Source organism: Aliiglaciecola sp. 3_MG-2023 (genome assembly GCF_030548205.1).
Lineage (GTDB): Bacteria > Pseudomonadota > Gammaproteobacteria > Enterobacterales > Alteromonadaceae > Aliiglaciecola.
This window is the reverse complement of the sequence record NZ_JAUORV010000011.1, coordinates 13811-33790: the sequence shown is the minus strand read 5'-3', so window position 1 is coordinate 33790 and position 19980 is coordinate 13811. Positions and strand designations below refer to the sequence as shown.

General features: G+C 42.6%; 18 protein-coding genes. 3 read left to right on the top strand and 15 right to left on the bottom strand.

Annotated features, from left to right (window positions below; translation table 11 throughout):
• Nucleotides 1-2 precede the first annotated feature (2 nt).
• Together Q4574_RS13330 and Q4574_RS13325 are read right to left on the bottom strand one after the other, a co-directional pair.
• Nucleotides 3-1046, bottom strand: coding sequence for an efflux RND transporter periplasmic adaptor subunit (locus tag Q4574_RS13330; protein WP_303474633.1), 1044 nt, complete (start codon nt 1044-1046; stop codon nt 3-5).
• On the bottom strand, nt 1039-2742 hold the full coding sequence (locus Q4574_RS13325) for an ABC transporter ATP-binding protein (protein ID WP_303474632.1): 1704 nt from the start codon (nt 2740-2742) through the stop codon (nt 1039-1041). The genes Q4574_RS13330 and Q4574_RS13325 overlap by 8 nt, the downstream gene beginning before the upstream one ends.
• Before the next feature lie 106 nt (nt 2743-2848).
• Between Q4574_RS13325 and Q4574_RS13320 the strand changes: the two genes are divergently transcribed.
• The gene (locus Q4574_RS13320) at nt 2849-3748 is read left to right on the top strand and encodes a LysR family transcriptional regulator (protein ID WP_303474631.1); all 900 of its coding nucleotides are present in this window, start codon (nt 2849-2851) and stop codon (nt 3746-3748) included.
• A gap of 51 nt (nt 3749-3799) precedes the next feature.
• Here Q4574_RS13320 and Q4574_RS13315 read toward each other — a convergent pair whose 3' ends face one another.
• The 6 genes from Q4574_RS13315 to Q4574_RS13290 form a co-directional block, all read right to left on the bottom strand.
• On the bottom strand, nt 3800-4399 hold the full coding sequence (locus Q4574_RS13315) for a pentapeptide repeat-containing protein (protein ID WP_303474630.1): 600 nt from the start codon (nt 4397-4399) through the stop codon (nt 3800-3802).
• An 80-nt stretch (nt 4400-4479) separates the two neighbouring features.
• A complete protein-coding gene (locus tag Q4574_RS13310; protein WP_303474629.1) occupies nt 4480-4887 on the bottom strand; it encodes a hypothetical protein in 408 nt (135 codons plus the stop codon).
• Nucleotides 4888-5064: 177 nt separating this feature from the next.
• Entirely contained in the window at nt 5065-5799 is a 735-nt protein-coding gene (locus Q4574_RS13305; RefSeq protein WP_303474628.1) for a ZIP family metal transporter, read from the bottom strand.
• Between the two features lie 213 nt (nt 5800-6012).
• Nucleotides 6013-6486 (bottom strand): VOC family protein, encoded by a 474-nt coding sequence (locus tag Q4574_RS13300; RefSeq protein ID WP_368411643.1) that lies wholly within the window; start codon nt 6484-6486, stop codon nt 6013-6015.
• An 84-nt stretch (nt 6487-6570) separates the two neighbouring features.
• Nucleotides 6571-7212 carry an NAD(P)H-binding protein gene (locus Q4574_RS13295; protein WP_303474627.1) on the bottom strand — a complete coding sequence of 214 codons (642 nt, stop codon included), beginning with the start codon at nt 7210-7212 and terminating at the stop codon, nt 6571-6573.
• A 106-nt stretch (nt 7213-7318) separates the two neighbouring features.
• A complete protein-coding gene (locus Q4574_RS13290) occupies nt 7319-8257 on the bottom strand; it encodes an amidohydrolase family protein (protein WP_303474626.1) in 939 nt (312 codons plus the stop codon).
• Nucleotides 8258-8707: 450 nt separating this feature from the next.
• Here Q4574_RS13290 and Q4574_RS13285 point away from each other — a divergent pair, with 450 nt between their 5' ends.
• The gene (locus Q4574_RS13285; RefSeq protein WP_303474625.1) at nt 8708-9373 is read left to right on the top strand and encodes a cupin domain-containing protein; all 666 of its coding nucleotides are present in this window, start codon (nt 8708-8710) and stop codon (nt 9371-9373) included.
• A gap of 126 nt (nt 9374-9499) precedes the next feature.
• Here the strand turns inward: Q4574_RS13285 and Q4574_RS13280 are convergent, their stop codons facing one another.
• The 6 genes from Q4574_RS13280 to Q4574_RS13255 all read right to left on the bottom strand — a co-directional run bounded on the left by Q4574_RS13280 (nt 9500) and on the right by Q4574_RS13255 (nt 15219).
• Complete coding sequence (locus Q4574_RS13280; RefSeq protein ID WP_303474624.1) at nt 9500-9934, bottom strand: hypothetical protein; 435 nt, start codon at nt 9932-9934, stop codon at nt 9500-9502.
• 111 nt (nt 9935-10045) lie between these two features.
• On the bottom strand, nt 10046-10621 hold the full coding sequence (locus Q4574_RS13275) for a YdeI family protein (protein WP_303474623.1): 576 nt from the start codon (nt 10619-10621) through the stop codon (nt 10046-10048).
• Between the two features lie 392 nt (nt 10622-11013).
• A complete protein-coding gene (locus Q4574_RS13270; protein ID WP_303474622.1) occupies nt 11014-11994 on the bottom strand; it encodes a transposase in 981 nt (326 codons plus the stop codon).
• A 129-nt stretch (nt 11995-12123) separates the two neighbouring features.
• The gene (locus Q4574_RS13265; protein ID WP_303474621.1) at nt 12124-12846 is read right to left on the bottom strand and encodes an ABC transporter ATP-binding protein; all 723 of its coding nucleotides are present in this window, start codon (nt 12844-12846) and stop codon (nt 12124-12126) included.
• Nucleotides 12839-14056, bottom strand: a complete 1218-nt coding sequence (locus tag Q4574_RS13260) for an ABC transporter permease (protein ID WP_303474620.1) — start codon at nt 14054-14056, stop codon at nt 12839-12841. Before Q4574_RS13260 ends, Q4574_RS13265 begins: the two co-directional genes overlap by 8 nt.
• Complete coding sequence (locus tag Q4574_RS13255) at nt 14053-15219, bottom strand: efflux RND transporter periplasmic adaptor subunit (RefSeq protein ID WP_303474619.1); 1167 nt, start codon at nt 15217-15219, stop codon at nt 14053-14055. The genes Q4574_RS13260 and Q4574_RS13255 overlap by 4 nt, the downstream gene beginning before the upstream one ends.
• A gap of 1021 nt (nt 15220-16240) precedes the next feature.
• Here Q4574_RS13255 and Q4574_RS13250 point away from each other — a divergent pair.
• Complete coding sequence (locus tag Q4574_RS13250) at nt 16241-19219, top strand: diguanylate cyclase (RefSeq protein ID WP_303474618.1); 2979 nt, start codon at nt 16241-16243, stop codon at nt 19217-19219.
• A gap of 307 nt (nt 19220-19526) precedes the next feature.
• Here the strand turns inward: Q4574_RS13250 and Q4574_RS13245 are convergent, their stop codons facing one another.
• Nucleotides 19527-19910, bottom strand: a complete 384-nt coding sequence (locus Q4574_RS13245) for a DUF3592 domain-containing protein (RefSeq protein WP_303474617.1) — start codon at nt 19908-19910, stop codon at nt 19527-19529.
• Nucleotides 19911-19980: the final 70 nt, after the last annotated feature.

The following is a 19980-nucleotide window of genomic DNA, read 5'->3' as shown; positions in this document are numbered from 1 at the left end:
CGCTACCAACTTGCCGTTTCTGATTGGCTATCAGTTGCTTTAGCCGTTTGCTGGGGAGGAAAGTTATTTAGCTGCCGCCATAATTCATAACCTAACTTCACTTCCTCTAACAGTACCCAGGCTTTGACTCGACTTCCCAGACGAGTGGCACTTTCTCTAGGCCATGGTACATCATTTTTATCTGGTACTATCCAGACTTGAAACGTCCCTACATTACTTGCAACGGGCTCCACATACTCCACTTCGCCACCAAACGTACCGATTGAACTACCCGGCCAACCACTAAACTGAAACACGGGCCAACCTTCGAATTGCAATCGCACCTTTGCCCCCTTTTTAACAAGGGGAGCATCTAGACCAGTAACCGTAATACGAATGCTACGCTTAGCATTCAACGGAATAAACTGCCCGAGTACCGAACCGGCTTTAACAAAAGTCGACATGCCTCCCGAATAAAGACGAATTATAGTGCCATCCACGGGGGCCACTTTGGTTTGAATAGACTGCCGAGACAAACTCATACTAACCTCATTGATAGCCGATAATGAACTCGCTGCTTTAGCCTTTAATTCTTGCACTTTGATCTGTGCCGCTTCCACTTCTTTACGAGACACTAATCCTTGTTCTTGCAGTCCTGTTTGGCGGGCTAGATTATTCATTGCATTTGCCACTGCAGTCTCGTTTGCCTGATGACCGGCTTTGGCTGCGGCAAGCTGAGATTGCATTTTTTCCAATCGACCAGCATCAGTATCAATCAAAGTGACAATAGGATCTCCAGCCTTTACCTGCATACCTTCTCGCACATGCCACTGCTTAATTTGACCATCAACTAACGCACTGATAGCTTGCGTTCTATCCACAGGATCTAGGGAATCTACTGCACCAGTGCCGTACGCCGTTTGCATCCACGGAGTAAACCATAGAATCAGGGAGGCACATATCACCAAGGAAATGACTAGGCCACATACAACTTTATGAAGCTTAGGAACATGCTGGGATGAAAGTGAACTGACGTTATTGATAAAACGTTTTTCTGCACTATTCATCAGCAGCCTCCTGTTGCTGTTTTGACTGTTGGTTTAAGTCAATTGTGGGGCCGCGCTCTACGATACTTGCGGTGTCTTCAAGGTAGATAATCCCATCTAAAGAGTCTTGCTCAGGCGTATTGGTGAAGTACAACACTGTACACTTAAGTTGAGTTAACCGCGCAAGTAAACGTAATCTCAATGCTAAAGGTATGGCATCAAAATGCTGATTAATAATAAGTACTTTAGGCTCTTCGATAATTACCGCAACCAGCTTCAACAGCAAAAACTCCAGAGGTTGAAGTGGAGCACCTAACACAGAAATTTTGGAGTCAAGGCCATTTGGTAACGCATCAACCACTGAATCTAACTCAACAGCGGCTAAAGCGGCACGTATCTCAGCGAAACTTGCACGAGGATTAGCTAGGCGCAAATACTCTTCAATAGTACATTCAACAATTAAAGAGCGGTCTAGCGTATTAATCCCTTGTCGCAACTCATAGGTATCGAAATCATATAAACTTAAGTCACCTAATAATACTTCACCTTTTTGCGGTTTATCGTAACGCTTCATCAGCCCAATAATTTGTTTTTGCACCCAACTCTTGTTAGTAGTAATAAAGTACTTACTACCGGCTTCAATTTTAAGGTCGATAAAACAAGTATCCTCGCCATGACTTAACCGCAGCTTATTAAACACCAGCTGGGACGAGGTGGGAACGCGATCCGCCTGCTCATTCACATCTTCTTGCGGAATAACCAGGGTCGAACCGATTTTTTCAGCCGCACCATACAATTCATAATACAATTTCAAATATTGGGTAAAGCGCGATAAACCAAAAAACACGGCGGACATGATTAACTCAGCCGCAACTAACTGACCAATAGATAACTGCCCCTGCACCACTAACACACCACCAATCCCCAACAAAGCGGCACTGGCAGAAGCATAAAGAAGTAGAAACATAACCACTTGTGAAAACGTATAGTGAAAGTGGCTTTTGTGTTTATTCAGGTAATTATTGATGAATGTATCCGTGCTTCTGCCGGCGTATTCAACGTGAGCGGCAGATTTAAAAAACTCATGAGCACCGGCAATATCATTTAGCCATTTGGCAGAGTCATACTTCGCATGGGAAAGCTCAATGGCTGAACGTTTAGCCCCAGTACCCCATATTTTCCAAATTGCATACATGACGAGTATGAGGACTAAATTAAATGCAAATAATATCGGGTGATAGAAAGACACCAGCGTAAAACCCACTAGCATTTGCAACACTAAAGCGAATCCGTCGACCATCAGCGAAGGTATATTCTTCTGTAACGTCATAATGTCGAAGTAACGCTGAGTGATGTTGGTATTTTGCCGCCCTTCAAAAAAGCTATGGGCTGCCATAATCGTTTTTAAGCTTATAATGGCAGTAAGGCGGGCGTAAACTTTACGCTCGTAAAACTCCATAATACGCATTCGAAGCGCACTCAAGATACCTGAGATAAAAAGCGTTAAAAACAACACAATAGCAAGAGTTACTACGGAACGAGTAGAGCCAATATTGGCAATACTATTGATAAGTGTTTGTACCGCAATAGGCACAGCGAGTGTCATTAAACTGATGGCGACACCGTAGGCAATTGCCACCCAGAAAAAGCCCGACTCCGGCTTTAGTAACCCGAACAGTGTTTTTCTGGTTGCTTGTAAATTGATTACTTTTCCCATAATTCCTTCATTAGCATCCAAAACACATGTTGTAGTGAGAGTAAACTGAAAACAATAATACTTAAATCTGTTATATTCTTCCTAGTTCATCGGAAAAACCTGACATATGCACCATTTAAACTATCATCATCTTTACTATTTCTATTTGATTGCTCGTGAAGGCAGTATTGCCAAAGCCGCTAAACTACTTCACGTTACGCCGCAGACAGCTAGTGGCCAACTTAGCACTTTCGAGAATCAACTGGGTTATTCACTTTTCGACAGAATCAATAAGCGTTTATATCTCAACGACAAGGGAAAAGTTAGTTTCCAGTATGCCAGTGAAATATTTCAAAAAGGCCATCAACTAGCAGAAATTCTTAGCAGTGACGACGATGTGAACTCAAAAGAGTTTGTTATTGGGATTACAAACGGCGTTCCCAAAGTACTTTTCTACGATTTTGTTCACGACACGATGCGCAACTTTGCTAACGTAAAATATGTCATAAAAGAAGACAGCTTCGATGGGCTACTTAAAGAACTGGCCATCAATGCCATCGACTTCATAGTTGCTGACCGAGGTATAGCACCAGGCACTCAAATAAACGCCAACAGTCACTTTTTAGGAGAAAGCTCGTTAAGTTTTTTTGCTAAAGAGCCACTTCTCAATCAGCACTCATTTCCAGAATGTTTGAATCATATGCCATTACTTATTCAAGGTAATACATCAGGCATACACCATGCCCTTACCAGTTGGCTTGAAAGTGAACAGCTTTACCCTAAAATTGTCGCCGAATTTGACGACAGCGCATTACTTAAACTGTTTGGAAGTGAAAACTTAGGTGCATTTTGTGCACCTTCTGCCATTTCCGCACATGTTGAAACCCAATACGGCGTGCATTGTATTGGCCAAGCCAATAACTTAAATGAACGCTATTATGCTATCACCGGTAAAAGCCGCGCCGACTACACCATTATTGAGGCAATTATCAAAACTGCGCAATGTATATTGAATAATTCAGACTAAACCTACCGTTCGAAACTTAAAACCTTCACGTTAGTTTAAAGTCGCGGTTATTCAATCAACGAGTTGAATATCAAGGCTTTCAAGTAATCTAACCGCCTCAAAGCGACTAAACTTGGCATTTTTGAGTTTGTTACGATGAATATCAATGTTGTAGTCAGTGGCTTCTGAAAAGTCCACACCCGACAAATTGGTATTATCGAAAAAACTCCCTTGCAGCTCGCTAAAGGTGAAATTTGAATGGCGAAAATCACCTTCACGAAAATCCACATTTTGCGCTTTGCATGCTTCCATTGTTAAATCTTGTAAACAAAGCCCATAGAAGGAACTATCGTTAAGAATAGATTGATAGAACTTAACCGGAGAGTTATAGATTAATTCTGACCAAGCTACGTTAGTCCAATCTATCCCAATTAATTTAGAATCTCGAAAGCTAACATCAGTGAATATGCAATATGCTATTTGTGCATTACTCAAATTACAGTGACTAAACTCACAGTCGATAAACGTGCATCTTTTAAATGCAGTGTCGCTGAAATTGCACTTGTCAAAGGTACAGCTTTCAAATTCTTTCGACGAAACCTCTTCACCGGATAAATCTAAACTGTCAAATTTATCAGACCAAAACGCATTTTTTTGTTCTAAATTCAGCAACTCTTTAAGCTCCTTGATATGCAATACTTGCCGTCTCATTTACCGTTAACTGTCGCCGCAACGAGATATAATTTCATGCTTTAAAATACTTCAATTCCGTGACTGCTTAACCAATATTCGTCTAATTCCCAAGTGACGCGGTTAACGTCCTCTTGTTGCTTTATTAATTCGGCAACTTTCGACTGAGTAGCAGCTAATGTCTGCTGTGCTTCCACCATTTTTGACGAGCTTTCACTTTCATTGCGAAGCTCAGGAAACAGCTGCCTTAAAACGGTGACTGCTGATACTTTCCCCGAGCGTGGACTCGATATGGTGGCTACACCGTCTTCAAAAGAGACGACACTAAAGGGATATGGATAATTATCAATTTCACTGTTGTCTGCCAATACATTATTTAGTTGATACACTCGCAAATCAAAGAAAAAGAACCACCACAAAAAAATGATACCAACTACTATCAACAGACGCTTTTTAATAACTTTGCTCATTTTTATTCCTAAATTTCAAATTGCAGTACAAAGCAGATAATGCACACCTCAAATTAAGCTAAATAGTTAATTCAGTACTTTATAAAGTCATGCCGCGACGAACGGATAAATACCTATAAATCTAAAAGTGCCGGTACATATTTTGGGTGTCACACTCCCCCCTCTTTGTCATACCCATTACAGTGTCACTGCATAAAGAAGGGAAACGCCTAATACAAAAAACACGAAACGTACACCGGTTTCCCGCAGTCCTTCAGCCTGTTTAATCTCAGGAATCAGATCTGCGCCTGCGATATACAGAAAATTACCCGCTCCCAACGCCACCAGAAAATACACATTCATATTTTGCCCAACAGCATAGGCAATAACACCGCCAAGGGGAAAGGTGAGAGCCGAAATAAAGTTATAAATTAATGCTTTGCGACGTGAATAGCCTGCATGAACCATGGCTCCAAAATCACCTATTTCTTGAGGAATTTCATGCAACGCGGCGGCCGTCCAAGCAGCAATACCAGCCCGTATATCGACAAGGAAGATAGCCCCAATAGCCAGCCCTCCAAGAAAATTATGCACCCCATCAGCAATAAGCAACAGCGGACCTAATGGCCGAACATGTTCAGAAGGTAATCGGTGGCAATGGTGCCATTCGAGCAGTTGGTCAAGGGCGAAAAAGGCGGTAAAGCCAGCGACCACCCATAGCATCACCATGCTCTGCGCTTCCGATGCGTTGAGTGCATGGGGAAGCATGTGAAAGAAAGCGCCCCCAAGCAATGAGCCCGCAGCAAAAGCGACTATCGCCTTTAGCCAGCGCTGCAAAATATCTTCAGGCAATAAAATGAAAAGCCCACCAATGATGGCTATAAGACTCATGATGAAACCAAAAACCAGAATAATCAGTAATGTGGTATCCAAATTCCTATCCTTGCTCAGTGATAAACAACGTTTAGCCCAGCGAAGTTTGACAGCGTACTGAATAGCGCTGCCACTGCAGCTCACCATATTGCGTGACATGACGTTAAATGCTAAACGTCATTCCATGTAAAAATTAAAACGAAGGGAGAGTAGACAACGACTTTCTAATTTCCCCTTTTTCACTTACCCAAATGCCCGGTATGGCATTATTTTCTAGTCTAATGCAGGCACATGCTGATCGACTAGAATCTGATTTCCATCAGGATCTTCAATAATAAAAAATGCAGGCCCGGTGCTCGTCTCATCAGCTTCTGCAAGGGGTACAATGCCTTTTGCTTTGAGTGTTTTTTGTAGCGCCCGAACATCGGTAAATTGCGCTAACTCTTTCCCATCATTATCCCAACCTGGGTTAAAGGTCAAAATATTCTGCTCGAACATTCCTTGGAACAAACCAATAATCGTGCTTCCATTTTGCAGAACTAGCCAGTTTTGCTGCTGATCTCCCGCTCTGACAGTGAACCCTAATTTTTCATAGAACGCTCGAGATTCCACAATATCTTTAACCGCAAGACTGACAGAAAAATTCCCAAGCTCCATGGCAGGTTTATTCGGCTGAGCAGGTATTTGCGAAGTCGGCTTAGCGACACAACCGCATAAAAACACAATTAACAGTAAAATAGGTTTCATCATAGTCTCCAGATTTTTTATGGCTAACCCTTGGTATAGAGTTAGGTTGTGCAACATATTTTGAGCATTAGTTGAGTATAGATATTACCCAAAAAGCTCATCAAGTCGATAAATCTGTTTCGTATTTGCCGAAGTATGGCTAATTGAAATCATTTTTTTCGCCACCTCATCACCAGAGATAGGCCGATAGCGTTTTAAAAATGGAAGCTTACATAAAATAGGCAGGATCCAACTTGCCACGCTTTCCCCTAACCGAAAGGTTTCCCGCTCTCCAATAAGGAGTGAAGGTTGCACAATACTTATACGTTTAAAAGGTAGCACACACACGGCGTCTTCCAACTCGCCTTTCATCTTGAGATAAGGGCTGATGCTCTTCCCATTCGCACCGCTAGATGAAACAAGAATATAGTGATTAACGCCGTTTTCGGCGGCTATTTTGGCCGCGTGATACTGATAATCAAAATCAACTTTTCGTTGTTTTTGCACAGAACCGGCTTGCTTCGCAGTTGTGCCTAAACAAGAAAAAAGTACATCACCTATAAACACATCGCTGTATTGTTCTAGTTCGTCAAAATTAACCACTTGGTTAACGATTTTGTTAGATTGATACTCAACTGGCCGCCTCGTAACAGCAACGACCTTTTCAACGCCTTCGTCTGCCGCTAATCGATTAACTAGATTTTTACCAATTAACCCTGTCGCTCCCAAAACTAATGCTGTTTTCATTAATTAACTTCCACTTTTTAGAACGTCCATATTACAGTCAACTATTGAAAACGAAGTTTACCAGTTATCATAGATTCACAAGAGAATCATTTCCCTGCCTAGCACCTTAGTTTTTGTCCATAGACAATAATCTAGCAGCGTTGTCGTAAAGAATTGCGCGTTTCTGCTTTTCAGATAAAAAGTGGGCAGACTCAATCACCTCAAGACTTCCCGAAATAGCTCCCCAATAATCAGAGCCAAAAACGATCCTATCTTCGTGGCCTGCCTCAACAAAGGTATTGATTGCACTATGTACTAGAGGAGTGGGAACTAGGGTCATGGGTGATGTCTCAACCATCACATTTGGGAACTTGTCGAGCAACATTAACGCTTCTTGAACAAAATCAGGTCGAAATACGTGATACAAAACTAAACGAAGTTGGGGATAGCGAGTTAGAATTGGCTCATAAAGTGCGGGGCGTGCTAAACGTTCGTCAAAGTCCGCGCAACATCCCTCAACTCGGCCTTCTGGAGGTGGCCCTGCATCTGCGTGCACTAGAACCAACAAGTCATGCTTAGCCGCAAGCGCATAATATGGCCACATGCGAGGATCGTTGGGCGCAACGCCAGCATACACGTTATACAATTCGCCAATGGCGCCAATTCTTCCAGCATCAACCTCTTTGCTTAGCCAATCTAAATCGGGCCAATCGCCACCGTCCTTAAAACACGGAAATAAATTTGGATCCACGCCATCCGAACAAGGAAATGCCACACTGCCTATGAGACGGCTAGGATCGGCACTGCGAATCCGCTCTACGTCAGCGGGAGGACCACCAATCACACCTCTGACGATAGAATGGGCGTTCAACGTATCGAGCAAGTAGCGTGTCTGAGCCTCATCCGCAGTCTCGTTTAATTCAGTTGAATACCAACGTGACGCGGAGCTGCTTGGCCCAGCATGAAGGTGAAGGTCGATGACGGATGATGCCATTGTCGGCATAACCGAACAGCCCCACATCAGTACGAGACTTGAAAGTGAGAGAAAGATTTTTGATTCAAACAAGTTGCTACCCCCTTCAAGTTAAAGGCTTTATGAGCAATCAGACGATGGAAATAATGGCTTGCTGAGTCAAATCCATCTGGTAAGGCAAAAATTGAATAGTCACTGATATTAATGACAAAATCCGAGCTACCATTAGTATAGTTGATATTTATTTCGTCGAAAATAGAAGCATCGAAAAACCGATGTTTGCTGAGATCGTTAAGTTGGCCAGCAGCAACCTTACCCCTTTATATAGACACCCATGACATTAACCCTTTATGTAGACACCCATAACGTTTGTGCAACCTCATTTCAACAAAACCACGTACTTTCAATAAGAACTTGTATAATCTGGTTTTTAGCCGATTTCATTCAACCATTGGCGCCCGTTAGTTAGTAACTATTGTGAACACAAGTAGGGATTTAAACACCGGCATCAATCAAAGTAAGAATGACTGTAGGAACCTAAGTATGACAACTCGTATTAACGCAGACTTTGCACAACGTATTGTGATTCGTCCGGATGATTATCAATGGGTTGACTCGCCTATGCTAGGTGTTGAACGAATGATGCTGGACAGAATTGGCGATGAGGTGGCTAGGGCCACTTCAATCGTTAGGTATGCAGCGTTTAGTGAGTTTTCAGCACACACTCATTCTGGTGGGGAAGAGTTTTTTGTACTGGAAGGTGTGTTTGCAGATGAACATCAAGATTATCCCCAAGGCAGTTATGTGCGTAACCCGATAGGGACCTCGCACACTCCTCAAATTGGCAAAGAAGGCGCAATTATCTTTGTTAAACTCCATCAATTTGAACAAGCCGATGATGCACAAAAGGTGATTCATACTCCCACGCAACCTTGGCAACAAGGGCTTGTTGATGGGCTAACCGTCATGCCCTTACATCACTTTGGAAGTGAACACGTTGCTTTAGTTAAGTGGGCGCCAAATACCCAATTTAATAGCCACCAGCATTGGGGAGGCGAAGAAATTTTCGTTTTAGATGGCACCTTCCATGACGAACATGGCAGCTATCCTAAAGGTACTTGGTTACGAAGCCCCCACTTAAGTCGGCATACGCCGTTCACCAAACAAGACGGCGCATTAATTTATGTGAAAACGGGGCATTTAGGATAAGGCCTCGCATTTGCAAATCTCTCACTCTGCAAAATCGTGCAAAGAGGTGAATTGTTCTAGCGCTTTTGGAAAGTCATCTCGTCAAAAACGCGGTAATTTGATGAATTCACGGCAAAGCCCGCAAGACTAATTCCATAACCGCTTTGTACCCAATAAATAGTAAGCCCCATAAACACAGCAAACGCTAGAACTCACCAACCAAAAGGCAATTGAGTTTTGATGCACCACTGGATCTGATATTACAAAAGGAAGTATGAAGCCAGCAATGCCACGAATAAGGTATACGGCCGTGATGAGCAGCAAAGATGTTTTTAAAAACGGTAATTTAAAAATTAAACCCGCACCAGAAAAAGCGTAAAGCCCCCAAACACAAAGGATGGAGGCGATAACTAAGGTAGCAATTGTGGGATAGGAGTCTCCCGCAGCTGCCATTTGGGCCATTCTTTCCCCAGCTCCGAAAAATCGATACCAGTCAGGTCCACCAAAGATACAACTAATATGCAGCAGCGCTGCGAAGAAGCTTAAGCAACCAGCGATAATGAGTAGGTTATTTTTTTGCATTCACATCCTTTTTGCAGATAACGCAGTGTTAAATGGTTTATTTATAATTGAAATATATGTAACGCCGAACTTAGCCATATATTTTGTGTTTGTTTCAACTGTAACTGCAATCTAAAGAGGCTTTTCCTGATGAGCAAGCATCGTCATGTATTTTGTAAATCGTCTTTGTCTCGTTTCAGCTTTCTTCGCACTCGTTAGGCCATAAGCAATAACATATCGGTTTGATTTATTAAGGGTTTCAAAAAACTGTTTTGCGCGGGGTTGGCTTTCAAGTGCTGCGATGAAATCATCGGGCACTTCAATTTCACTCACCACATAAGCTTTTTCCCAACGCCCATCAGCTTTGGCAGCATTCACATACACAAGACCAGGCTCCATCATTCGACCTTCGCTTATCAATAGTGCAACATGTTCTGTGTTTCTTTTAGACCAATTACTTCGAGCCTTTCTGGGAGTGATTCGCTGCAGATAAGATTGAGCATCGAAGGATTTCTTTATACCGTCAATCCACCCCCAACATAAGATCTCTTTTACCACATCATTCCAAGTCACACTTTGAATTCCAGAACTTTTCTTGAATATATTGATCCACAATTCAGTTTCAGTTGCATGATTTAACTTTAGCCACTGCCCGAGCTCAGCAGGTGCTGCAAATGATTTTATTTTCAATGTGTTAGGTTCAGGCATTTACTTCGATTCTCTATTCATAACATGATGTATAGCAACACAAAACAAACTCACGCCTAAATTTGGCAATGAATTAAACTCAGTTAGTGGGTGCGTACCTCACTGCATTTGATTGATATGGTAAATCACAATTTAATAATCACAACGTCTAGTATAGAGTATTGAGACACCCAATTTTTTACCTTGACACCCATAGTTAAAACCAATTTCAAACGAATCAACAGTAAAAAGTGTTTTACATCAAGTTGCTTTGAGGTTTGCAATAAAAATATGCGGCGATTTTTGAATATCTGAGGGTTAATGCAGCATTAATATTAATTTAACTCATATTCCTAGCAGCAAGAATTGCCCATCGTGTGGGGTGCTTTAAATGAATTTGGATAGTTAGTTCTTTAGAATTGCTGCAATAACGTTTTGGCCTTTGTTATCCCTCGTATTCGTTGATGGCCTATATGTCGTTTAAATTGTTGCATCATGTGCTCACTGCCTACCGCAGTGTGAAAGTGTTTTTCAAACTCTGTGGTAAGCGTTATCCATTGGGCCGAATTAAGGCCAAGACGTTCTAAAATGGTACTATGATGATTCTCTATATAACCTGCTTTATCTTCTCGAATACAACGACCAGTGCAATCCACTAATTCACAATAATCGATAAGACTAAAGGCGATACCTTTAGGCATATTTTGTTTATAGTTACCCACAAAACGCATCAATTTTTTTGGTTGTTCATCTTTAATTAATGCCCGCATACGTTGTTGAATACTGGTGTGTTTTGAGGTTTCTGGCGTTTTTTCGATTTTGGCTCGAATTGGGTTTAAATCTACATAGGCCATACAAGCTAAAACGGCTGGCTTATCCAATAATGCTTGAGATTTAAATCGTCCTTCCCAAAATCTACCCGTGCAGTTATCTTCTTTATTCGCCTCTCTGGCTATGTGTTCATTGAGGTTGCGCATGAACCAACTGACATCATACAAACGTTGACGATAAATATGAATCGTTTCATTCAATGTGATTAGCTCACTTTGACTGAGCGACTCATCACGCATAAACCGCTGGCTAAGTACTGTGCCTTTGTGCAGTTGATGCCAACGATAAACCACTTCTTTTAACGACCAGTTATCGGCTTCTTCTTTATCCACACACAACACAATATGAGTATGGTTACTCATGACCGCATAAGCACAGATATCAATGGCAAAAACAGAGGCCAAAAAAAGTAAACGTTGCTCGACCCAGCCCCGCCTATGTTCAAAACTTTGTCCCGTAAACTTATCTTCACCGCACAAAAACGAGCGACGAACACAGCGGGAAACGCAATGATAATAGGGCGTATCAATGAGACTAATTTGAGATTTACGTGATTGAGGCATAGCTAACCATCCTTGGTTATTTTAGTAACTTAAAGCCTAGAACATCTAACAAAAATTACCACTTAATCATCACTTTCTTATGGATGTCTTATTAACCATATATTATGGGTGTCTTATTAAGTCGGTGTCTTAGTAAGTCCCTGTGTCGCTAGCGATGCTGCCGTCTGCGAGCGTTATTATGCGGTCGCACTGAGCGGATAGTTTCGCATCATGTGTAACCAAAAGTACGGCGCAACCAAATTTCTGATTGAACATGCGAAATAAGGCGAAGACCTCGTCTGCAGTTTTGCTATCGAGATTGCCTGTGGGTTCGTCTGCCAGTAACAGGGCAGGTTGGGTTACCAATGCTCTTGCAACAGCCACACGTTGTTGCTGACCTCCAGATAGTTGATCAGGTTTGCGTTGAGCGTAATCGGCCAGGCCCACTTCGGCGAGGAGACTATGACCAAGCTCGCGCTGCTCGGCGCTAGGCTTTCCATGAGTGACCATCAACGGCATGAGGACATTCTCTAGGGCCGTGAAAGCCTGAATAAGATGGTGGAACTGAAATACAAATCCGATCCTGCTACCACGTAAAGCGGTGCGCCGACTGTCATCACTGGTTCGGGTAGCCTCACCCAGCACCTCGATTTCTCCTGCGGTTGGCGTATCGAGTAAACCAATCAGATTGAGCAAAGTACTTTTGCCTGAACCGGATGTTCCAATCAGCGCGGCAAAGTCGCTGCGCTGAAGACTAAGGTCAAGCCCATGCAACACTTCTACTTCAGTTGGCAGACCTAGGTTGTAACTCTTCCTCAATCCTTTTAGCCGCAGCACCTCTTGGCGCTGATTGTAGGCAGCGACTTCAGACATGACGGATTGCCTCTACCGGATCAAGATGCGCTGCACGGTATGCTGGAATCGAAGCTGAAATGATTCCAGTCAGAGTTGCCAGCACGGTAGCAGCCACCAGCAAACTGAGATCCACCGGAATGAAAAACAGTCCCGGCCCGAACGTGTTAAAGATCCAGACCAGCATATAACCGCTAATGCCGCCCAGCAGTGAGCCAAACAGCCCAAATAGTGCACCCTGAATAAGGAATACAAGCAACATCTGAGTACGTGTGATACCAATGGCGCGCAAGATACCGATTTCTCGGGTTCGCTGCACAACGCTTACCGAGAGCACGCTAGCAATACCCAGCGCCACGCTCAAACCTACAAACATGCTGATCATATTTGTCGACAAGCTTTGACTCTGCAAGGCATTCAGCAGCTGCGCATTAGTTTCCATCCAACTTTCAACTTTCTGGTCGGTCAGTCGGCTTATGCGTGTCGCCATAATGTCTGCGCGAAAAATATCGGTGACAGTCATGTCGATAACCGTCGCCGCACCAGGCAGGTTTAACAATGACTGCGCCTGACTCATATCTAAGTAAACATACCGCGCATCAAGCTCACGCACCCCTAACTCAAAAATTCCGGCGATACTCAACACACTGTCGCCGCCTTGCCCAGTCTGCAATCTTAGCTTGTCGCCGGCACTGACGCCAAGCTCAATAGCCAGTTGCTTGCCAATCACAGTTTTACCAGCACCGACCTCGAAAACGCCTTCAATGATGTCTTCGCTGATGGGCAGAATCCGCTGGTAACGCTCGCTGTCTATGCCGACCAGTGCCACCGACTCAAGCGCTTCACCACGACGAGCAAATGCTGGTCCGGAAATAATGGGTGATACCGCCGTCACATTTGGCAATGTGTCTAGCACATCACGCAGTTGCAACCAGTTATTTATTGAGCGCAGTCGTTGCGCACGCTTGCTTTCCAATACTAGCTGTACGCTGTCATCAGCATCAGCTAGCGCTAGAATGTGGTTTACCTCATCGGGGGCCGACAACCTAATATGTGACTGGGTACCCAAAGTACGATCAATGATGTTGTCTTGAAGGCCGGTGATCAGTGCGCTGATAAACACGATAACGGCAACCCCAATACCAATGCCGATTAGAATTAACGCACTTTGTGAGCGACCTTCGCGCAAGAACCTAATAGCGATTGTCGATTCGGTCCATATGCCTGTCATTCAAACTTAACCGGCGTTTCGCGAGCGGTAGCTGCATCAGTTACCTTGGTTGGTAGTGTTACATCATCTTCACGGGTACGCACCCGTCTGCCATCCTCCAGCGCAGAGTCTATGTTGGCAATAATTAGGTCGCCGTTTACTAATCCATTAGTAATCTCTGTTTGCCCCATTCCGCGCAAGCCAATCTTCACTTTCGTGCGCTGCAAGCGACCATTACTGACTTTCCAAACGTGTGCTGAGTTGCCGTCAATATCATCAAGTACATCGTTGGGCACGACAAGTGCGCGCTCCCGTCGACCGGTTTCGATATTAACTGTGACCGTCATATCTTGACGCAGAAAATCTGGAATAGCTTCTAACTGTAAACGAATATCAATACTGCCACGCTCTGGATCCACCGCTGGCGCGATGAAACTCAAGGTAGCCGAAAACGGACGATCTGGATAGGCATCCGTTACGCATAACGCCGTTTGCTCTAAACCCAAGACCGAGAGATTCCTTTCATCCACCGGCACCAGTAATTCAGTTTGGCCAGCACGAGCAATTTCAAAAAGCACGCGACCAGGTTGCACAACGTCGCCCGGCTCAGCATTTCGTGTCAACACCGTACCACTGACTTGGGCGCGCACTATTGTTTTTTCCAGTGCAGCGCGTGCGGCCGCCAAGCGTTCGCTGGCAGCGACATCACTTGGGTAGCCAGCAGCCAACATCTCAGCAGCAAACTTGGCTTGCTCAAGCGCTGCCCGCGCTTCAGTTTCCTGTTCAACGGCCTGTTCTACAGCTTCATGGGAAATTAGTTTTCGTTGCAATAGATCCTTTCGACGTTGCGCTTCGCGGCTGGACTGCTCAAACCGCGCTTCCGCCTGCCTCAACGTCGCATCGGCCTGCGGTTTACTCGATTCACGAAGCTCTGCAAGCGCAGCTTGTGCTTCTCTAACGCGAGCGAGTTGTTCATTGTCATGCAGCACCGCCAATACGTCTCCAGCCTGAACATCATCCCCTTCGCGAACAAGACGCTCGGCAATCACACCGGAAATTTGTGCGCCTACTTGAGCCCGCGATCCCGACGTAACCCGTCCAGTCGCAACCACAGTCTGCACCAATGGCTTACTTTGGATACGATATACAGCCAACTCTGGCCCCTGCAATTTGTTCACCATCATCCATGCACCCAGCACGATGATGATAATAAGCAAAATTAGGTAAGACGTTCGTTTACCTGTAAGTTTCACTGGAATCTCTCAAGGCGCAGCAAGGGGCGCCACTCTTTAATGATAATTCGGAAAATTAAGCACTGAAGGACGCGAACTAGCGAAGTGGCCTCACGTTGAGCTCGATAGACCATCAATCGCCAAGCCGCCCAAAAGGATGTCACTCCAATTTTATCTTTATGATTTTTCAAGGTAACAACATCGCCTTTACTATCTTTACCTAATAAATTGGCTGAGATATCACCTAATACTGTTTTAGTAATACTATTTAGCGAAAAATCGACAATTAAGAGAAAGATTATTCGAGTGAACATATTTATGACTCTCTTCCAGCTAACATCCGAATTTACTTCACCAATTTGCCTATCGATGCCATGCCGCCATAAGCCGTTAGCATAACAACATTGATTAAAATTATTACCCTAGACTAAACCATACCGTCAGAAAACTGCAACCGTTGATAAAGGTTACAGTGAGCTAAATTTGATAAAATTACTTGAAGGAAACGTATTTATAGTAGGTAAAGCAGTTAGGCGATTACTGAAAAAAGCAGTCGTTAACTCGAAGGAATTCGAAACAGCAAATACAGCAATATAGATAGTCACTGAATTATACGATTTACCAGTTTAAATATATTGACGTGATTTCATTGTTGACAAATTATCTTCACCTTTCATAATTAATTCCCTTGCTGGTATTTTTTACCTTCGTTTGTTGTTGCTTCTGTTGCAGATTATTCTTTCATGCTGCTTCGCACAGGGTGTTTCCAGAAACTCTTTTGTCCAAGAAGAAACCACCTTTTCAAGTAGCATTTTAAAACTAAATGCTAGAGAGATAAGCAAAATCTATCATAGGTACACAATAAGAAAACCATGCCGTCTTTTTCTGTCATCAACGTAAAACTGACTTATAAGATATCTGCGGATTTATAGCCAAGCACTATGTGAAAAACATGTATAAAGAGGTAACAGCATTGCGTTTATGGATTAGCTTCACACTTATTTTTGGCGTCATAGCATATGCTCATTCTTCGAGTGTCAGTGAAGCTTTGCTATTTAAACGTACTTTGACAACTCAAGATGGCTTATCTCAAACAACCGTTTATGACATTGAACAAGATTTAAATGGTTATATTTGGCTTGCGACTCAAAGAGGAATAGATAGGTTTGACGGTTTTTCTTTCGTCAATTTTGAGCAAACAGCTAATTCGGAAAGTGGCTTGCGCTCAACTCGCATTAACGATCTTGAGCTTAATCATGAGAATGGCAACTTATGGCTGGCTACCACAAACGGGCTACATCGATTCAATGCTGAATCAGGACAAATGGAAGATATTCACCTCTCTTCGCAGGTAGGAGAGGGGTATCAACGAATATCAGCTTTGCATTTTGACCAAAATAACGATCTATGGCTTGAAGCAGATACAAAGCTATTCACTAAAGCAAATTTAGCAGAGAGTTTCAGTGAAGTATTAATACCCAACCCTCCCAAACAGTTGACCATATTTGACATAGACTCTGATCAGCAAAATGTACTTTATTTTGCCACTAACGCGGGCGTACTTAGGCTAAACACCCTCACCCAAGAATGGTTACCCACCTTAGTTAGTGATATTTTAGTATGGTCTGTATTTATCGACTCAAATCAAAATCTTTGGGTTGGAACAAACGGCAAAGGCCTGTTTCATTTTACCTTTGACACGAATTATGAGCTTATCAAAACACAGAATTTTTCCACAGAGCAAGGTCTTTCTCATGGCATTGTTAACGACATTGAACAAACAAAGTCGGGCCAGATTTGGGTGGCCACTAACTCCGGTCTAAATATTTTTCAAAAGATGAAAAATGGGCAAGCACTCACCCTACTGCAAACATCAAAAACAGATTCAGATAATAAATCAAAAATAAACGCTTTATTCATCGATTCATCAGACCAAGTACTATATGGAACGTTAGTCAGTGGTTTTAGTATTGTTTCTCCACAATCATTGCTATTTCGAAAGGTTGTTATAAACCAAAATAAAGTCGCTTATGCTACGGAAGTAGATAAACATGGGACTCTCTGGGCAACCTCCCCTGAAGGCCTTTGGAAGGTAGCACCAAACTTAGATACAAGTGAGTTATTAAACTTTGAAGATGGTGACATTAACCAAGGCACGAATAATATTCTTTTGGGCACATATTATTCAGCTACGAACGACGTTTTATGGATAGGCACGAGAGTGGGATTAGCTCGTCTAAATAGCACTGCAGACGGTATAGTGAGTGTTGGTTTTGAAGGCATACCCATATACTCTGTAGAGAGCGACAAGCAAGGAAATCTTTATGTAGGAACCGTATCGAATGGAATGTACCACTATAACCCAAAAACGGCTGAAATTATTCATCATTATGAATCAGACAGAGTGCTAGGTATCCACGTTAGCGGACCAGAAAAAGTATGGTTAGCAACGCCTAAAGGATTAGTAAAAGTAAACCCCCGTGAACAAACCCAAGTTAACTATGAACACCATGCTAGCCAGCCTAATTCTTTGCCAGGTAACTACGTATCATGGATATCCAAAAAATCTGAAAACCAGTATTTAGTGGCAATTCAATCAAAGGGCTTGTTCATAATGACAGAAGATGAAGAGTCAGGCAGTTTACATTTTTCAGAGCTATTTCCTACTAGCCGTTTGAAAGATGCTTCCATAGCCGCAATAGCGCAAGATCAGCAGCAAAACTATTGGGTTAGCAGTATAAAAGGTATTGCTAAAATAGCAGCAGACTTATCAACGTTAGAGTTTTACGACAGTGCTGATGGAACAGCTGCAGGCGGATACTTTATTGGTGGAAAATCTATCAACTCAAACGGTCGTATTTTTTTTGCTGGTTCAGACGGCATAACGCATTTTCATCCCGACGAAATTGTAAGACCTAAAAGTAACCCTAAGTTACATATTACAAATATCGATATATTAAATGACGATCTAGGTAGTCGCGAAATTAACGCAACTAACAAACCTTTAGCATCAATCAATGATTTGTCTTTAGCACTAGAACATCGTGACATAGTAGTAACTTTTGAGTTTGCGGCAACCGAACTGTTTGCCCCAGAGAAAATAAAATATGCACATAGGCTAATTGGCTTTAACTCTCAATGGCAGGAACTCAAAAACAACAAGCGCTCAATCACTTATACATCTTTAGATGCCGGCAACTATGTACTTGAAATTAAAGCCACCAATAGATATGGAAAATGGATATCAGACCATGTGTCGATGGATATAAAAGTTTCACCACCTTGGTATTGGTCAAATGTCGCGATTGTATTTTGGATAGTATTAGCACTGCTCAGTATTTACTCCTATGCTCGCTGGCGCTCTTACAGTTTCTACATGCGTTCACAGCAGTTAGCGAATGAAGTGACTAACAAAACTCGAGATTTGGCACTCGTTAACGACAAATTACGTAAACTTTCAGATTTGGACCCTCTGACAAATATATATAATCGCAGGGGCTTTACCCAGGCGGCTATAAATAAGCTAGCAGAGTCAAATGGAAGCAATCAGGTTTTCAGTATCGTTTTATTTGATATTGATTATTTCAAAAGTATAAACGATACCTATGGACATGATGTTGGAGATGAGGCCTTAATTGCAATATCTCAAAAAATTGAAAATTCTTTAGGCTTAGATGACAAACTAGGCCGCTGGGGAGGAGAAGAGTTTATAGCACTGTTGAGCACTGAGAGTATTGAAATAGCTTTCCAAATAGCAGACAGAGTAAGAAGCCAGGTCGCGGCGCTAACACTTAAATCGGCAGGTGAAAGATTCAAAGTAACACTTTCCGGCGGCATAGCAGTTATGCAAACAGACAACAATTTAGATAACTGTATAAAGCAGGCCGACCAGTTACTTTTTCAGGCCAAAGAAAATGGTCGGAATCAAATTGCTTACAAGAGTACACCCTAGTTTCGTAAGCTCGGTAGTAATGGTTATTAGCATCCCTATATCAAAAAAGCTGCAAATCCCCTAAGCACAGGAAGCAGTATTTCACGATTTTTAAACATGGGGGTCTTAATAATGGCTTTAGCATCCCTATATCAAAAAAGCTGCAAATCCCCTAAGCACAGGAAGCAGTATTTCACGATTTTTAAACATGGGTGTCTTAATAACTGGTATTAGCATCCCTATATCAAAAAAGCTGCAAATTCCCTGAGCATAGGAAGCAGTAGTTCACGATTTTTAAACATGGGTGTCTTAATAACTTTAATAACTGTTATTGAGCCCCAAAGTAAATTGCAGGTATTGAGAGCCCAATAAATAGAATGCCTAACCAATAACTATTTCCTTTAGCTAGCCGAGCGTTTGACTCATCACCTTGTTGATACAGCACATTTGCACGTTTTCCTACGGGTATAATTTTAGAATTAAATGATGTTTTCGATTTTACTTCGTAAACTTTTCCATTTGCTGAAAAGTCAAAACTAGGTCGGTACATTGTGCATATGCGTCCATCTTTGTTTTTAGATTCATATTCATCATAACGAAGAATCTTTCCGTATACTTTTATTGCCCCTTTATTAAATCGGTAATAATCAAAAAGAATGAACAACCCTAGAGAGCCGAACCCGATGCCTCCTATCAATGGAATAATATTCACTCACACCTCCCTTTCATATAAAAATGCCACAACGCGCAAAATGCGGCTAAAATACTTAGACAACTAATGC